The 16470-nt window shown below is 49.6% G+C and carries 12 protein-coding genes and 7 pseudogenes; 9 read left to right on the forward strand and 10 right to left on the reverse strand.

Annotated elements, in window-relative coordinates:
• Positions 1-22: 22 nt before the first annotated feature.
• The 3 genes and pseudogenes from AP057_RS05955 to AP057_RS05965 all read right to left on the reverse strand — a co-directional run.
• Positions 23-262: pseudogene (locus AP057_RS05955) on the reverse strand (CoA transferase); the annotation flags it as partial.
• Positions 263-286: 24 nt separating this feature from the next.
• Entirely contained in the window at positions 287-1060 is a 774-nt protein-coding gene (aroD, locus tag AP057_RS05960) for a type I 3-dehydroquinate dehydratase (protein WP_049626866.1), read from the reverse strand.
• Between the two features lie 12 nt (positions 1061-1072).
• Positions 1073-1876, reverse strand: a complete 804-nt coding sequence (locus tag AP057_RS05965; protein WP_055358289.1) for an IclR family transcriptional regulator — start codon at positions 1874-1876, stop codon at positions 1073-1075.
• A gap of 1263 nt (positions 1877-3139) precedes the next feature.
• Here AP057_RS05965 and AP057_RS16970 point away from each other — a divergent pair.
• Positions 3140-3280: a hypothetical protein gene (locus AP057_RS16970; RefSeq protein WP_200910057.1), complete on the forward strand. Its 141-nt coding sequence runs from the start codon at positions 3140-3142 to the stop codon at positions 3278-3280.
• A 197-nt stretch (positions 3281-3477) separates the two neighbouring features.
• Here the strand turns inward: AP057_RS16970 and AP057_RS05970 are convergent, their stop codons facing one another.
• From AP057_RS05970 to AP057_RS17805, 3 genes are all read right to left on the reverse strand, one after another.
• Entirely contained in the window at positions 3478-4278 is an 801-nt protein-coding gene (locus AP057_RS05970; RefSeq protein WP_055358290.1) for an ExeA family protein, read from the reverse strand.
• On the reverse strand, positions 4271-5524 hold the full coding sequence (locus tag AP057_RS05975; RefSeq protein WP_055358291.1) for an IS481 family transposase: 1254 nt from the start codon (positions 5522-5524) through the stop codon (positions 4271-4273). The genes AP057_RS05970 and AP057_RS05975 overlap by 8 nt, the downstream gene beginning before the upstream one ends.
• A 140-nt stretch (positions 5525-5664) precedes the next feature.
• A complete protein-coding gene (locus AP057_RS17805; protein ID WP_055358292.1) occupies positions 5665-6222 on the reverse strand; it encodes a DUF6431 domain-containing protein in 558 nt (185 codons plus the stop codon).
• A gap of 148 nt (positions 6223-6370) precedes the next feature.
• Between AP057_RS17805 and AP057_RS05985 the strand changes: the two are divergent.
• A pseudogene (locus AP057_RS05985) lies at positions 6371-6778 on the forward strand (ATP-binding protein); the annotation flags it as partial.
• A 55-nt stretch (positions 6779-6833) separates the two neighbouring features.
• Here the strand turns inward: AP057_RS05985 and AP057_RS05990 are convergent.
• Together AP057_RS05990 and AP057_RS05995 are read right to left on the reverse strand one after the other, a co-directional pair.
• A pseudogene (locus AP057_RS05990) lies at positions 6834-7256 on the reverse strand (SDR family NAD(P)-dependent oxidoreductase); the annotation flags it as partial.
• Between the two features lie 40 nt (positions 7257-7296).
• Complete coding sequence (locus AP057_RS05995; protein WP_055358293.1) at positions 7297-8187, reverse strand: ISNCY family transposase; 891 nt, start codon at positions 8185-8187, stop codon at positions 7297-7299.
• 384 nt (positions 8188-8571) lie between these two features.
• Here AP057_RS05995 and AP057_RS06000 point away from each other — a divergent pair.
• The 5 genes and pseudogenes from AP057_RS06000 to AP057_RS06020 form a co-directional block, all read left to right on the forward strand.
• Positions 8572-9051, forward strand: a pseudogene (locus tag AP057_RS06000) (IS982 family transposase); the annotation flags it as partial.
• 139 nt (positions 9052-9190) lie between these two features.
• Positions 9191-9748, forward strand: a complete 558-nt coding sequence (locus tag AP057_RS17810) for a DUF6431 domain-containing protein (protein ID WP_055358292.1) — start codon at positions 9191-9193, stop codon at positions 9746-9748.
• 140 nt (positions 9749-9888) lie between these two features.
• Positions 9889-11142, forward strand: coding sequence for an IS481 family transposase (locus tag AP057_RS06010; RefSeq protein ID WP_055358294.1), 1254 nt, complete (start codon positions 9889-9891; stop codon positions 11140-11142).
• Positions 11135-11935 (forward strand): ExeA family protein, encoded by an 801-nt coding sequence (locus AP057_RS06015; RefSeq protein WP_055358290.1) that lies wholly within the window; start codon positions 11135-11137, stop codon positions 11933-11935. Before AP057_RS06010 ends, AP057_RS06015 begins: the two co-directional genes overlap by 8 nt.
• A gap of 208 nt (positions 11936-12143) precedes the next feature.
• Positions 12144-12767 (forward strand): annotated as a pseudogene (locus AP057_RS06020) (ExeA family protein); the annotation flags it as partial.
• Between the two features lie 194 nt (positions 12768-12961).
• On the opposite strand, the pseudogene AP057_RS06025 reads toward AP057_RS06020, so the two are convergent.
• Both AP057_RS06025 and AP057_RS06030 read right to left on the reverse strand, forming a co-directional pair.
• Positions 12962-13393 (reverse strand): annotated as a pseudogene (locus AP057_RS06025) (DUF6444 domain-containing protein); the annotation flags it as partial.
• A gap of 82 nt (positions 13394-13475) precedes the next feature.
• Positions 13476-13670 (reverse strand): annotated as a pseudogene (locus AP057_RS06030) (IS21 family transposase); the annotation flags it as partial.
• Positions 13671-14360: 690 nt separating this feature from the next.
• On the opposite strand from AP057_RS06030, the gene AP057_RS06035 reads away from it, so the two are divergent.
• Both AP057_RS06035 and AP057_RS06040 read left to right on the forward strand, forming a co-directional pair.
• Complete coding sequence (locus tag AP057_RS06035; RefSeq protein ID WP_033845209.1) at positions 14361-15611, forward strand: IS481 family transposase; 1251 nt, start codon at positions 14361-14363, stop codon at positions 15609-15611.
• Positions 15604-16404 (forward strand): ExeA family protein, encoded by an 801-nt coding sequence (locus AP057_RS06040; RefSeq protein WP_055358296.1) that lies wholly within the window; start codon positions 15604-15606, stop codon positions 16402-16404. Before AP057_RS06035 ends, AP057_RS06040 begins: the two co-directional genes overlap by 8 nt.
• The last annotated feature ends 66 nt before the right edge of the window (positions 16405-16470 follow it).

Genomic DNA, 16470 nt, shown 5'->3' on the forward strand with positions numbered 1-16470 from the left:
AAAAATGCTCATCTACAGTATTCATTCCTTCTTCTTTGCGCAAATCCAACGTGAGCGACCGTTTATTGCGCGCCAGTCCGGGCCAGCGGAGCGGCTCCCCATCCTTGAACGGCCCGACATGGCGGAGCGTATCCCCTTTTCCTGGCAATTCCACCTTGATGACATCGGCGCCAAAATCACCGAGCAAAACCGCCCCAAACGGCGCCGCGATCATTGTCGACACATCGAGCACTTTGACGCCTTCCAGCGGCAAACGCGCCATGACAATCTCCTCCCCCATTTCGATTTATTGTCCGTATGTCATGATGACCGACAACGCGGTCCGGACGTCTTCAATCGGAATTTGCCCCGGCGCCGAGCTTTGCCGTCCGACTGCAAAGGTGACGGCAGAGCCGAACAATCCGCCTGCCAGGCGGGTGATGGCGCCCGATGCCCCCATCGACATCGTGATCAGCGGGATGTCCACCTCTTTTCGCGCTTCTTCCGTCGCCTGCAGCAGCGTGAGCACATCCCCCCGCGTTTTCGGCATCACAGCTGCTTTCGCGATGTCGGCGCCGCATTGTTCCGCTTGACGCATTTTCGCGACAAGCTCTTCCTTCGATGGCGTATGATCAAAATTGTGGTAAGACAACACAAGGCGCACTCCATATCGGCGCGTCAGCTCCCGGACGATCGGGATGCGCGGCCCATGGGCAAGCTCGTAATCAAGCAAATCGATCGCCCCGCTTTCACAGACGGTTTCAAACAACCGAATCTTTTCCTCTTCCGTCAACGAAATCGGTTGCCCGCCTTCCTGTTCGGAACGAACCGTAAACAAAATCGGGATGTCTCCGGCAATCGCCCGCATCTTTCTCGATGTGGCCGCCACTTCCTGTTCGTCCCGAATCGCCTCGAAAAAGTCCGCCCTCCATTCAATGAGATGCGGCTTTTTCTCCGTGATTTGCCTTGTTTCCTCCAACACTTGCTTCGCGTCCGCTCCGACGACCGGGGCGCAAATGCACGGTTCGTCTCCCCCGATCAAGACATTGCGCACACGGACAGCACGCTTTGCAATCGCCATATGCTCTCCCCCTTATGGTCGATAACCTAGTTTTTCGGAAATGGCTTGTGCTCCTTCTTTTACGAGCCTCTCGAATTGTTCCATCACTTCCCGTGTAAATCGATGCGCCGGCCCAGAGACGGACAAGCAGGCGCCCACTTCCCCGCGGATGTCGAAAATGGGCGCCGCAACGGCCGCAGAGCCGACTTCCCGTTCATCGATGCTAGACGCAACGCCGCGCTCCCGAATCACCTCAAGCTCCGCCGCTAGACGATCCAATCGTTCCTTTGTCGGCACTTGCGCAAAAATCCGCTCTTGAACTTCGGGCGATTGATAGGCCAACAATACTTTTCCCCCCGCCCCCGCCCAAAGCGGCAGCCGCTCGCCGATTCTCACCATATGGCGCAGCGCCTGAAGCCCCTCGCACTGTTCGACGCAAACGCGGGCATCTTGTTCCAGCACGTATAAGTTCACCGTCTCCCGCGTCTCGTCGCGCAGCCGCTCCATCACCGGCCGCGCGATTTCCCGCACTTTAATCGATTTGCCGGCAATATATCCTAAATAGTACAATCCTTGTCCAAGACGGTACTTTAACGTCTCCGGATCTTTGACGACCAAGCGGTTTTGCTCCAGCGTGGCGAGCAGGCGCGTCGTCGTCGATTTGGCGAGCGAAATCTTTTTCGCAATTTCCGTGAGTGATAGCTCTTGTTCCTCGAGGGTAAAACAATACAAGATGTCAATGGCCCGCTGCACCGTGCGCAAGCCGGCTTCGTGTTTTTTTTCTTCCTGCACCTGTTTGTTCCCCCCTTCCTTATGTTCCGTTAAACGGAATTTCATTTCTTTCAGTGGAAAATTACTCCCATTTTAGCATCTTCATTCACCGCCGTTCAAGCTTTTTTTCGCGTTTCTTTCCTTTTTGCTTTCAACAAGAGAAAGGGCGGCGAAGCCTTTTTTCATTTAAACGTCTGTGTGAAGGGACATATGCTGCGTTAGGCCTGTCTTCCTGCCCGTCCATTGTCTGAACGGATTGCATAAACAGTTCAAATTTTTCAGTAAGTTATGGACAAACGAAAGCGAACTTTGTTATAATTCATTCAAGAATTCCATTTAAAGAAAACAAGTTACATACAATGGAACAAAAAAGAGGGGGGATGATCAGCGAACATTTGAGAACCGATCACTTCATGGAATGATCGAACATCAAAACGCGATGTCCAGCGATTCCTCCCCCACTTACTCCCTTTGGTCGTTGAAGTGGGGGTCTCCTCGCCAAAGACAATGAAAGGGAACTCGCTATTTTGAACATATCCCTGTCAAGTAGACAGTGTGAAAAATACCCACCTTCTTCAGCTGCTTGTTAGGATAGTGGAATGAGGAAACGTTGTCAAGGAAAGCACTTGACAACGTCTCCTTCATTCCACTTCATCGTTGGCAAGCTGAAGAAGGAGACATTCTCAGCCGTTCGTCTGCTATATAGGTGCAATTTGAATCTTTAACATTTGTAGTTTTTACAGAGCGATTGGATCGACTGTCGGGCGAGCGAACAATGCCGCTTCCGGAACCATGTATGGGGCTGCGAAGCGGGTGATTGTTCGGTCACCGCCAGTCGAAAAGTGGATAAGCGACTTTTCCGTCAATGATATGTTAAACTTTTTCGTTGCATGTATATACACTTCGTTTTTTCACAGCGGCGCGAATTATCTGCTGATCGATTTGCAAGTTCATTTGTCGGAAAAAATGTGCAAAGGAAACTCTTAGTATTCTGCAAAAACAGAAACTTGTCCCTGAAAAAAGTTATAACTTGTTTGAAACTCACCCTAGTATTAAGAAGAGAATAGAAAATATTATATAGACTCCCATGACAAAAAAATTTCGTCACCATCGGAAGGATGAAAACAACCTTCTGTCGAATGGTCTCCTTGCAGCTGGGGTCATGAGGTCGTTGTATCTATGGTACGTAAAAGTCCGATATATAGACGGACCCCAGTAGTCTGGTGCACTACGGAATGTCGCTCCCTTGAGGGAAGCACGCAGGATAGAATGCTTGAACAAAGGCTACTGCACCAGCTGTTTTTGAGAACGAAGCAGGGAGGGAGACCGATGCGCGTCTTGTATGAACGCTGTTGCGCCCAGCTCGCCAAAGGGCGGCTGAAACAAAAAACGGAAGAGCTCCGGCGCGCGTTGAAAGGAGTGATAGGGCCGCATCAACGCATGATGCTGGCCGAGCAATGTGTAAACTAGCACATTATTTCAGAATCCCTTTTTCAAATTATTTCAGGCGGATTCGGAAATAATGTGCAAAATTTTTGCGGATTGCTCCGGATTTTGCACATTCTTTCGGAACGTTTGCACGCTCTTTCAGATGAAGATTTCCAGCGCGCCTGATGGACCTATGGAAAAGAGAAAGCACAAAAGAGGCCGATTCGGCCCCTTTCRTGCTAATACCCCATTTCCTCTGCGGCCATGCGCACCAYTTCTTCGTCAATGGCGTCCTTTTTCAGCTGATACCCGTATAACAGGCACGTCGTGGCCAACGTGTTGATCACCCGAGGCCATCCCCGCGACTGCAGGGCAATCGCCTCTAACGCCGATGGGGTGAAGATCGGATGCTTCGCCCCGGCCTGTTTCATCCGATGTTCGATGTAGCCCGCCACCTCTTCCTTCTCCAGMGGCCCCATCCGGTATCGCATGATGATCCGCTGGTCGAGAGGGCGGTGCTGATTGAGCCGCAGCTTCCCCTGTAAATGGGGCAGCCCGGCCAAAATCAAGACAAATGGGTTGGTCGAATCCATCTCAAAGTTGAACAAGATCGCGATGTCCTGTAAAAATGCATCCTTCGCTAAATGCATCTCATCCAAAATGAACACCGGCGTGATCCGCCGTTCATGATACAATCGCTCGATCGCCTGCTGGATTTGGCGGAAGAGGTCTACCTTGCGGTACTTCGGTTCCTCTCCTAATCCCAAGGCCAGTCCACGGTAAAAATCCATCACGCCTCCGGTGGATAACGGAAAGTAGACGACATGATACAATGATGGATTCAATGACTCTTTCAGCGCCCGAAGGGCGAACGTCTTGCCCGCCCCCGGCTCTCCGATCAACAGCCCGATCCCCCGGGTTCGTTTCACGTACTCCAGCGCCCGCAACGCTTCCTGAAATGACGCCCCTTGATACGCCTCGGACGGGTCTGTTTCTTTCGCAAACGGCTCCCGCGAAAGGGAGTAAAACGATTTATACACCGTGTTCTCCCTCCTTCGCCGGAATCGCCGCAAACGGGGACCGATGGCGTTTTACATAGGCRTTGTCCTCCAAACGCACCCGAATGGCTTCCGCCACCCGTTTGCCMTCTTCGTACACATAGACGCCTCGTTCGTCATAGCGGAGCTCAATCGATTGCCCAATGAACCGAGGCGGCACTTCGTATAGCTGTTTATTCAGGGTGATCGTGCCATCGGCTTTCACCTTGCGGTGCTCCCGTTTCAGAAAAATCGCATCCAGCCAATCGCCATCTTCGATGAACGACACGAGATGCACTTGCGATTGAAACACCTCATGCGGCGTTTTTCCGTCCAGTGAGGCGTGCGGTTTTCGATGATACTCCTCTTCAAGCCACTTCCAAAAACGCTCGTTCAACTCGTCAAGCGATTTCGGCGGATTCAGCTCCAACAGTGGATAAAACCGTGTCTGTACGGTGCGGAAGAACCGTTCGATTTTCCCTTTGCTTTGCGGRTCATACGGCTGGGTGTGGATGAGYGTAATCCCCATCTCGGCGCACGCATACTGCAGCACCTCGGACCGATAAATTTTCCCGTTGTCCGAGTAAATGCGYTTCGGCTTCCCGCAACGAAGCACCGCTTCCTTCGTGACGATCCGCAGCCCGTCAAACTTCTCCGAAGGGAAAAATTGGGCATATGGCACTAACCGCGAGCAGTCATCGATATACGCGATCAAAAACGTTTTCTGGGCTTTCCCATGGACGCGAATCGTGGGTCCATGGGATAAGTCCCCTTGCCATAGCTCATTGATCTGGTCATACGCAAAACGCTTTCGCTCCGGCATCGGCAAGATTTCTTTTCCCACCAGGTTGTGTTTTTTCAACAATCGGTATATAGTAAAGTARGAGGTATGATTTTCTGGGATTTCCCCCTGCTCGATCAGGTGTTCGTAGAACACCGTCACGGGCATGGTGGGATGTTCTTTTCTTAGGGCTAAAATATGATCCTCATCATCGGGCGACAGACGCCTTGAGTGGCCGCGGTCCGAACGGCGCTTCGGCTTTAAGGCGTCAAAGCCCCCTTTTTTGTATCGGGTGCACCAATCGAGGATCGTCTTGGCTGCGATTCGTTTGTCGCCCTGGTGGGGAACATGGTGCACTCGCTCGCTCACCTCTTTCAGATACGTCTTCGGTTCCACCTGCCCATTCACCAACGGAGCGATTAGCCCGTACCGAAACAGGGCAATGTCGTGTCTCATCGACTCATYCATTCRAATCTCCTCCTKGTCTCACTTGGAATCAGGACCGTTCCGGTCCGTCTGCCCTTATCGTACCGGATCGCTTTTTCTCCGTCGATAGGAAAGGTTTGTGGGAACCTCAACTATTTCCAATTTAGGATATGTATGTAAAATCAGGATCCCATTTGATTCGCAAAAGGGTGTCGGAATCCGTCCTTCCACATGTCTCTGATGACCGAATCAAGACCGTGTTTCTCCAACGTCCGGATCCACCAGGAAGCCCGTTCCTTTTCTTTTTTCACGATAGGGCCTATGATCCTCCACCGCCTCGCAAAAAAGCTGTGAAGGCTTGATAGGTTTCGGCAGAACCGTCGGACATAAAAGATGATGCCGTCCTTTGTCGGGAGAAACGGAGCCCGGTTCGTCCCCTCGGTCAATCCTAACTGCTCTTTCACGACTTGCCATATGGCGGACAACGTATACTGAAAATACGGGAGGAGAAAGGAAGGCAGCACACTCACCGTCTTCAAGCATTCCCGACAGCGATACCGGACAATCCAAATGCGATAATCACCATGTGGGGTCAATGCGTTTCGCTCATAGTAACCGTGGCGGTGCAACGGGCGCTTGGCCCGGCAATGCGGACACTTTTTCAGAAGAGGGAAGTCGTTTTCTTTTCCACGCTCTGCATACGTTTGGACGTCAATGCCAAAGTCATGAAATTGAATCACGTCCTCYTCCCCCTCCTATGAACCGATGGATTTTCTCTTCCGAAATAATTCACAAAAAATTTAGCACATTCTTTCAGAAAAGGGGAGAGGGCTTTCTGAAGGAATGTGCAAAAAAATGTCTCTTTTGTTCCGAAATAAAGTGATAATTTACATTTCCACTCTCATTTCCATAAATACCATTAAGAAAAAGGGAAAGAAGGTGAAGTTTTATACTGCAGCTGCGCTAGTGAATGCGTTATTAGAAGCAAATGACAAGGGATCACTAGGCAAATTTCTCAAACAAATCGAGAAATTAGACCTCTTGGTCATAGACGAATTGGGCTACATCCCATTGCATAAACAAGGAGCAGAATTGTTATTTCAAATTATTTCCATGTGTTATGAAGCTAAAAGTATCATCGTAACGACAAATTTACAATTTGGACAATGGAACAATGTATTTGGTGATCCAATATTAACAGAAGCAGTGATTGATCGATTGATACATCACTCCCATTTAATCATTTTTAAAGGCGATAGTCATCGCTATAAAGATTCAATCTCACTCAACCAATAACGGAATTTGGCAAGTGGCATTTTTAATTGCCATTTCATGCATTTTTTACTTGCCAAAAACACCCGGAAGCAATACTCATCACCCGGATTCCTAAAGATGCGAATTCTCTTGCTAGCGGTAATGTCATTCCGACAATGGCCCCTTTAGAGGCGCTGTAGGCAGCCTGTCCAATCTGTCCGTCAAAAGCAGCAACGGAAGCAGTATTGATAATCACGCCCCGCTCCCCGTGTTCATTCGGCTCGTTTTCAGCCATCTTTTCTGCTACCAGACGAATCATGTTAAACGTCCCGACAACATTAACTTGCAAAACTTTCTCGAAAAAAGCGAGATCATGCACGCCTTTTTTCCCTAATGTTTTTTTCGCAAGCGCCATGCCCGCACAATTTACTAAAATATGTACAGCACCAAAAGTTTCAATTGCTTTTTCAATCCCCAATCGAGTCTTTTCTTGTATTTTGCAAGTGAGTTTTATAAATACGGAATCAAGGTGATTTTTACATCAAGATGGTGTTGCAAAACTAGAGTAAAAACTCGAAGTTATGCATAAGGATGCAACATAACACATGCAGTACATATCGATGAAATCCATACCATCTTGGCTGTTCCAACCCGTCACTCTTTAACTCATTAAATACTCGTTCAATCTCACGACGAAGTCCAAACAGCCATTGGCCAAATCTCGTTTTCAAAAAGACAGGAAGAACCCGGCCATAGACATCTTTTCGTTCCTCGCTATTGCGGCGGTTGATAGGGGAAATGAATAGGATTCCTGACTGCTCTGCTGTTTGACGAACCTTTTCACTGTCATACGCGGCATCGCCCAATACAAATTCGATATCCCACTGCTTTAAAGAAACAAGCAATTCTGGTGCTACTGCCGCATCATTTCGATTCGCTGTGGTCAACACATGAGATAAAATGATTCCCTCGGCGGTGGTGCAGAGATGGAGTTTATATCCTTTAAACCAGTGATATCGGGTGGACACTCCCCACTTCGCCTGTGAATCGTAAAGACTGCTTCGAAGGGCCGTGCTGTCGATCAGCACGATTTGGGGATAACGTACTTCTAGATCTTTGAGTAGCTGTGCATGAAAAACAGGAAATCCTTGTTCCCGGAACCACTTCGCCGCACGGGAAAACGTAGAAAGGTGAGGGACTTCACCAAGCCCACAGGCCCGTTGAAAACAGCGAAAACGCTGCAGGATGCGCACTAATTTTCGCAAGGAATCAATGGAAAAATAGGTTTTCAAAAAGAAACATTTCAACAACGATTTTTTCGACACCGGCGGTCTTCCTGTCACATACGGTGTTTCCGGCAATGATAGCGAGTCGATATACCGAAATAATGCTTCTAAAATTGGGTCAATTTCATAAGTCCATGCATGTTCGCTGTTCCAATTGGAAATCATAATAGTGTCCACCCCTTGGAGAGTTGTTTTTTTGGTCACTGTATATGATTTCCAAGGTGGTGGATTTTTTATGTGCATTTATGCATTCGTTATGCGTTTTGCAACACGTTCATCAACAAAACAACCACCGTTCTCTCCTAAACTGTCGATCGAAGCACTATATGGGATTTTCGCACAAGTCGAGGGCCAGAATATTTCCGGTAGAAGAAAGGATACTATGAAACAATTTCCTTCTTCTATATTTGGATATAAACGGATTGGAAAAAGAAAAGATGTTAAGTACCCGTGGTGCTAGATAAAATCAAACAAGCATAAAAATAGCCCTTGCATGAAGGATCTCCTTTAAAATGAAAGTGCTACCAAACATTTAAAAGGAGAAGTCCCATGCAAGAGCACTTTCATTTTACAACAGACGAAGCGAAAATTCAAAAACAATATGCAGCGATTTTGTTCTTTGTATCTGGACAATTGTCTTTGATTCAGATGTATTTACAACGCCGAAATCACCATTTGTTGAAGCAAGAAGATGAAGTCATCATCGTCGTCCATGTTCTTGGAAAGTTGTTAGGTTTTACATCCGAACGAGCTTGGCACCGATTTGTGATCGGAAACTTATTTTCGAAAGATTTATTTCCTGAACGCTCTCGATATAACCGCCGTTGTCGAAATCTTGGCTTTGCCGTCAAATGGATACGATATCAACTAGCCAAACGCGGGCAACATCACGCTTATGCGGTAGTGGATAGCTTACCTATTGAACTCTGCCACCACGCACGAATGTATCGCGCCAAACGGTTTCAAGGAATCGCAGATATCGGGTATTGTGCATCCAAAAAGATGGCTTACTATGGTGTAAATTATCACTTTATTTCGGAACAAAAGAGACATTTTTTTGCACATTCCTTCAGAAAGCCCTCTCCCCTTTTCTGAAAGAATGTGCTAAATTTTTTGTGAATTATTTCGGAAGAGAAAATCCATCGGTTCATAGGAGGGGGAGGAGGACGTGATTCAATTTCATGACTTTGGCATTGACGTCCAAACGTATGCAGAGCGTGGAAAAGAAAACGACTTCCCTCTTCTGAAAAAGTGTCCGCATTGCCGGGCCAAGCGCCCGTTGCACCGCCACGGTTACTATGAGCGAAACGCATTGACCCCACATGGTGATTATCGCATTTGGATTGTCCGGTATCGCTGTCGGGAATGCTTGAAGACGGTGAGTGTGCTGCCTTCCTTTCTCCTCCCGTATTTTCAGTATACGTTGTCCGCCATATGGCAAGTCGTGAAAGAGCAGTTAGGATTGACCGAGGGGACGAACCGGGCTCCGTTTCTCCCGACAAAGGACGGCATCATCTTTTATGTCCGACGGTTCTGCCGAAACCTATCAAGCCTTCACAGCTTTTTTGCGAGGCGGTGGAGGATCATAGGCCCTATCGTGAAAAAAGAAAAGGAACGGGCTTCCTGGTGGATCCGGACGTTGGAGAAACACGGTCTTGATTCGGTCATCAGAGACATGTGGAAGGACGGATTCCGACACCCTTTTGCGAATCAAATGGGATCCTGATTTTACATACATATCCTAAATTGGAAATAGTTGAGGTTCCCACAAACCTTTCCTATCGACGGAGAAAAAGCGATCCGGTACGATAAGGGCAGACGGACCGGAACGGTCCTGATTCCAAGTGAGACAAGGAGGAGATTCGAATGGATGAGTCGATGAGACACGACATTGCCCTGTTTCGGTACGGGCTAATCGCTCCGTTGGTGAATGGGCAGGTGGAACCGAAGACGTATCTGAAAGAGGTGAGCGAGCGAGTGCACCATGTTCCCCACCAGGGCGACAAACGAATCGCAGCCAAGACGATCCTCGATTGGTGCACCCGATACAAAAAAGGGGGCTTTGACGCCTTAAAGCCGAAGCGCCGTTCGGACCGCGGCCACTCAAGGCGTCTGTCGCCCGATGATGAGGATCATATTTTAGCCCTAAGAAAAGAACATCCCACCATGCCCGTGACGGTGTTCTACGAACACCTGATCGAGCAGGGGGAAATCCCAGAAAATCATACCTCTTACTTTACTATATACCGATTGTTGAAAAAACACAACCTGGTGGGAAAAGAAATCTTGCCGATGCCGGAGCGAAAGCGTTTTGCGTATGACCAGATCAATGAGCTATGGCAAGGGGACTTATCCCATGGACCCACGATTCGCGTCMATGGGAAAGCCCAGAAAACGTTTTTGATCGCGTATATCGATGACTGCTCGCGGTTAGTGCCATATGCCCAATTTTTCCCTTCGGAGAAGTTTGACGGGCTGCGGATCGTCACGAAGGAAGCGGTGCTTCGTTGCGGGAAGCCGAAACGCATTTACTCGGACAACGGGAAAATTTATCGGTCCGAGGTGCTGCAGTATGCGTGCGCCGAGATGGGGATTACACTCATCCACACCCAGCCGTATGACCCGCAAAGCAAAGGGAAAATCGAACGGTTCTTCCGCACCGTACAGACACGGTTTTATCCACTGTTGGAGCTGAATCCGCCGAAATCGCTTGACGAGTTGAACGAGCGTTTTTGGAAGTGGCTTGAAGAGGAGTATCATCGAAAACCGCACGCCTCACTGGACGGAAAAACGCCGCATGAGGTGTTTCAATCGCAAGTGCATCTCGTGTCGTTCATCGAAGATGGCGATTGGCTGGATGCGATTTTTCTGAAACGGGAGCACCGCAAGGTGAAAGCCGATGGCACGATCACCCTGAATAAACAGCTATACGAAGTGCCGCCTCGGTTCATTGGGCAATCGATTGAGCTCCGCTATGATGAACGGGGCGTCTATGTGTACGAAGATGGAAGGAAGGTGGCGGAGGCCGTTCGGGTTCGTTTGGAGGACAACGCCTATGTAAAACGCCATCGGTCCCCGTTTGCGGCGATTCCGGCGAAGGAGGGAGAACACGGTGTATAAATCGTTTTACTCCCTTTCGCGGGAGCCGTTTGCGAAAGAAACAGACCCGTCCGAGGCGTATCAAGGGGCGTCATTTCAGGAAGCGTTGCGGGCGCTGGAGTACGTGAAACGAACCCGGGGGATCGGGCTGTTGATCGGAGAGCCGGGGGCGGGCAAGACGTTCGCCCTTCGGGCGCTGAAAGAGTCATTGAATCCATCATTGTATCATGTCGTCTACTTTCCGTTATCCACCGGAGGYGTGATGGATTTTTACCGTGGACTGGCCTTGGGATTAGGAGAGGAACCGAAGTACCGCAAGGTAGACCTCTTCCGCCAAATCCAGCAGGCGATCGAGCGATTGTATCATGAACGGCGGATCACGCCGGTGTTCATTTTGGATGAGATGCATTTAGCGAAGGATGCATTTTTACAGGACATCGCGATCTTGTTCAACTTTGAGATGGATTCGACCAACCCATTTGTCTTGATTTTGGCCGGGCTGCCCCATTTACAGGGGAAGCTGCGGCTCAATCAGCACCGCCCTCTCGACCAGCGGATCATCATGCGATACCGGATGGGGCCKCTGGAGAAGGAAGAGGTGGCGGGCTACATCGAACATCGGATGAAACAGGCCGGGGCGAAGCATCCGATCTTCACCCCATCGGCGTTAGAGGCGATTGCCCTGCAGTCGCGGGGATGGCCTCGGGTGATCAACACGTTGGCCACGACGTGCCTGTTATACGGGTATCAGCTGAAAAAGGACGCCATTGACGAAGAARTGGTGCGCATGGCCGCAGAGGAAATGGGGTATTAGCACGAAAGGGGCCGAATCGGCCTCTTTTGTGCTTTCTCTTTTCCATAGGTCCATCAGGCGCGCTGGAAATCTTCATCTGAAAGAGCGTGCAAACGTTCCGAAAGAATGTGCAAAATCTGGAACAATCCGCAAAAATTTTGCACATTATTTCCGAATCCGCCTGAAATAATTTGAAAAAGGGATTCTGAAATAATGTGCTAATTTACATCGGGCGTTTAAGGAATCCCTGAATCTGTCACTGTATCACGTCGTTTATTTTCCATTGTCAACGGGAAGCGTGATGGACTTTTATCGCGGCCTTGCCTTCGGGCTCGGGGAAGAGCCGAAATACCGCAAGGTCGACTTGTTTTATCAAATCCAACAAGGGATCGAGCGCTTGTATCATGAACAACGGGTAACGTCAGTGTTCATCCTCGATGAAATGCATTTAGCGAAGGATGCCTTTCTGCAGGATATCGCGATCCTGTTCAACTTTCACATGGACTCAACAAATCCGTTTGTCTTGGTTTTGGCGGGGCTGCCCCATTTACAGGCAAAACTACGGTTGAATCAACACCGTCCGCTTCACCAACGAATCATCATGCGATACCAGATGGGGCCTCTTGATAAGGAAGAAGTGGTAGGATATATCGAACACCGCCTGAAACAGGCGGGGGCGAAACACCCGATTTTTACCCCAGCTGCCTTAGAAGCGATCGCCCTGCAGTCGCAGGGGTGGCCGCGGATCATCAACAACCTCGCCACCACTTGCCTGTTATACGGCGCTCAATTAAAAAAACATATGATTGACGAAGACATTGTGCGTATGGCAGCCGAAGAAATGGGGTACTGACACAGCAGGGGCTGATCGGCCCCTGTTATGTTTCATCCCGATCCATCCTCATTCTAGTTAATCATCCGAAATAATGTGCAAATGTTCGGAAATAATCTGCAAAACCTGGAATAATTCGCAAAGATTTTGCACATTATTTCCGAATCCGTCCGAAATAATTTGAAAAAGGGATTCTGAAATAATGTGCTAATTTACACAGGAGGGACATCAAACACTTGACGGATATCGACTTTGAACGGTTTGACTTCACGCAAAGAAGCTCCACATCCTTGACACGTATGCACACGGTGGACGACACGATGATGTGGATGTTCCACTTGACGGAGCGTCTTCCCCTCATGTCCCTCTTGCCCACCAGGCTTTTTGCCAGACGGCTCGCGGGAGGAACGCTTTTTCTCAAAACGGTCAGAAGATGGGGGCAAATGGCTATTGGAGCTGTTTTTTTTCGTGCGTGCTTCCAGCTCTTGAACACGGTACTTCAGTTGTTCATTTTCTTTGCGTAGCTGTTTGTTTTCTTTCAACAGTTGCTCAATGACTTGTTGCTGGTGAGTAATGAGCTGCTTTTGTTGTTGGACTTTGCCGATTAAGCTCTCAACTGTAAATACAGCTTGTTGTACCGTCAACATGTGATTCACCTCCTTGTCTATCAGTATTCACATCATAGACAAGGAAAGAAGAAAATATTCAGCTCACTTTATGATGTGGCTGAATAGTTACCCCGTACCCTTCTTCCTCAATCATCCCCTTTTTGCGTTTGATGGTTGGTTGGACAGAAATGTCTCCATCTGCGTATTTCTTGACCGTTCTCCAGTTATATCCCGTTTCACGGGAAATTTCCGCAATCGATAACCCTTTCTTTTCACGCAGTTTTCTGATACGATTAATTTCGGGCATTGCCAGCATCCTTTCGCTCCTCCACTGTTTGGTTATGTGTTCACAACTTCCACAGTAGAGGAAATGTTAGAGGCTGGCAAGCCTTTTTTCTTTGCCTTCAGCTCTGCACTTTTCGTTGCAGAACTCTGTATTTTTATTTTGCACTAAACAAGTATCGCCTTTGGATCGCGCGGTACGCTTCTGAGAATGCCGCAAAACCGTGAGTGTGCTGCCTTCTTTCCTCCTCCCGTATGTTCAATTCAATATACCCAATCCGTCATCTGGCAAGCGGTCAAAGCATGGCTCGAAACGCCAAGACGAGGAGCGAAGACCAAACAGGTTGGTTTTCCCACCAAGGAGGTCATCTTATTTTATGTCCGACGATTTTTACGGAATCTCTCCCGCTTGCATCACGCGGCGGTGAGAAGGTGGGGGATCATCGGCCCTGTGGGGAACGCAAGAACAGAACGGGCGGTTTGGTGGATGCAGACCTTGGAGGGACGGGGGGTGGGCTCGATCATCCAAGACCTGTGGACAAACGAGAGGTGGCATCCGTTTGCGGATCAAATTGCTTCCTGATTTTCTACTTAACACCAAAAACGGAGATGGTTGATGTTCCCACAAACCCTTCCTCTCGACGAATCTCGAGCCGTTTCGTAAGATAGGAGGCAGAGGGACCGGAACGGTCCAACATCACAGGGAGACAGGGAGGAGATCCGGATGGATGAATCGATGAGACACGACATCGCGCTGTTTCGGTACGGGCTGATCGCTCCGTTGGTGAATGGCCAGGTGGAGCCCAAAGCGTATTTGAATGAGGTGGGCGGGCGAGTGCATTCGATTCCTCATCAAGGGGACAAGCCCATTGCGGCGAAGACGATTCTGGATTGGTGCGCCCGATACAAAAAAGGGGGCTTCGACGCCTTGAAGCCGAAGCGCCGTTCGGACCGCGGCCGCTCCAGACGTCTGTCCCCCGATGATGAGGATCATATTCTAGCATTGAGGAAGGAACATCCCACCATGCCCGTGACCCTATTCTACGAACAACTCACCAAGCAGGGGGACATTCCCACCACCCTCTCATACTTTACTATATACCGATTGTTGAAAAAACACAACCTGGTGGGAAAAGAAATCTTGCCGATGCCGGAGCGAAAGCGTTTTGCGTATGAAGAGATCAATGAGCTATGGCAAGGGGACTTATCCCATGGACCCACGATTCGCGTCCATGGGAAAGCCCAGAAAACGTTTTTGATCGCCTATATCGATGACTGCTCGCGGTTGGTGCCGTATGCCCAATTTTTCCCTTCGGAGAAGTTTGACGGGTTGCGGATCGTCACAAAGGAAGCGGTGCTTCGTTGCGGGAAGCCGAAACGCATTTACTCGGACAACGGGAAAATTGATCGATCCGAGGTGCTGCAGTATGCGTGCGCCGAGATGGGGATTACACTCATCCACACTCAGCCGTATGACCCGCAAAGCAAGGGAAAAATCGAACGGTTCTTCCGCACCGTACAGACACGGTTTTATCCACTGTTGGAGCTGAATCCGCCGAAATCGCTTGACGAGTTGAACGAGCGTTTTTGGAAGTGGCTTGAAGAAGAGTATCATCGAAAACCGCACGCCTCACTGGACGGAAAAACGCCGCATGAGGTGTTTCAGTCCCAAGTGGAACGAGTGGTGTGGATCGAAGACATCGATTGGCTGGACGCGATTTTTCTGAAACGGGAGCACCGCAAGGTGAAAGCCGATGGCACGATCACCCTGAATAAACAGCTATACGAAGTGCCGCCTCGGTTCATTGGGCAATCGATTGAGCTCCGCTATGACGAACGAGGCGTCTATGTGTACGAAGATGGCAAACGGGTGGCGGAAGCCATTCGGGTGCGTTTGGAGGATAACGCCTATGTGAAGCGCCACCGGTCGCCGTTTGCGGCGGTTTCGGCGAAGGAGGGCGAACAGGATGTATAAAACGTTTTATTCCCTCTCGCGGGAGCCGTTTGCGAAAGAAACCGACCCGTCCGAGGCGTATCAAGGGGCGGCGTTTCAAGAAGCGCTGCGGGCGCTGGAGTACGTGAAGCGAACGCGGGGAATCGGGCTGTTGATCGGAGAGCCGGGGGCGGGCAAGACGTTCGCCCTTCGGGCGCTGAAAGAGTCATTGAATCCATCATTGTATCATGTCGTCTACTTTCCGTTATCGACCGGAGGCGTGATGGATTTTTACCGTGGACTGGCCTTGGGATTAGGAGAGGAACCGAAGTACCGCAAGGTAGATCTCTTCCGCCAAATCCAGCAGGCGATCGAGCGATTGYATCATGAACGRCGGATCACGCCGGTGTTCATTTTGGACGAGATGCATTTAGCAAAGGATGCATTTTTACAGGACATCGCCATCTTGTTCAACTTTGAGATGGATTCGACCAACCCATTTGTCTTGATTTTGGCCGGGTTGCCCCATTTACAGGGGAAGCTGCGGCTCAATCAGCACCGCCCTCTCGACCAGCGGATCATCATGCGATGCCGGATGGGGCCGCTGGAGAAGGAAGAGGTGGCGGGCTGCATCGAGCATCGGATGAAACAGGCCGGGGCGAAGCATCCGATCTTCACCCCATCGGCGTTAGAGGCGATTGCCCTGCAATCACGTGGTTGGCCCCGTGTCATCAACACGTTGGCCACGACGTGCCTGCTGTACGGGCATCAGCTGAAAAAGGACGTCATTGACGAAGAAGTGGTGCGCATGGCTGCAGAGGAAATGGGGTATTAGCACGAAAGGGGCCAAATCGGCCTCTTTTGTGCTTCCTCTTTTTCATCGGTCCATCAGGCGCGCTGG

The organism is Geobacillus sp. Sah69 (assembly GCF_001414205.1).
GTDB lineage: Bacteria > Bacillota > Bacilli > Bacillales > Anoxybacillaceae > Geobacillus > Geobacillus stearothermophilus.

Excerpts from the sequence above, each read along its gene's own strand:
- AP057_RS05995 (WP_055358293.1), bottom strand. The coding sequence starts at position 8,187 with ATGATTTCCAATTGGAACAGCGAACATGCATGGACTTATGAAATTGAC.
- AP057_RS05965 (WP_055358289.1), bottom strand. The coding sequence starts at position 1,876 with ATGAAATTCCGTTTAACGGAACATAAGGAAGGGGGGAACAAACAGGTG.
- aroD (WP_049626866.1), bottom strand. The coding sequence starts at position 1,060 with ATGGCGATTGCAAAGCGTGCTGTCCGTGTGCGCAATGTCTTGATCGGG.
- AP057_RS16970 (WP_200910057.1), top strand. The coding sequence starts at position 3,140 with ATGCGCGTCTTGTATGAACGCTGTTGCGCCCAGCTCGCCAAAGGGCGG.
- AP057_RS06035 (WP_033845209.1), top strand. The coding sequence starts at position 14,361 with ATGGATGAATCGATGAGACACGACATCGCGCTGTTTCGGTACGGGCTG.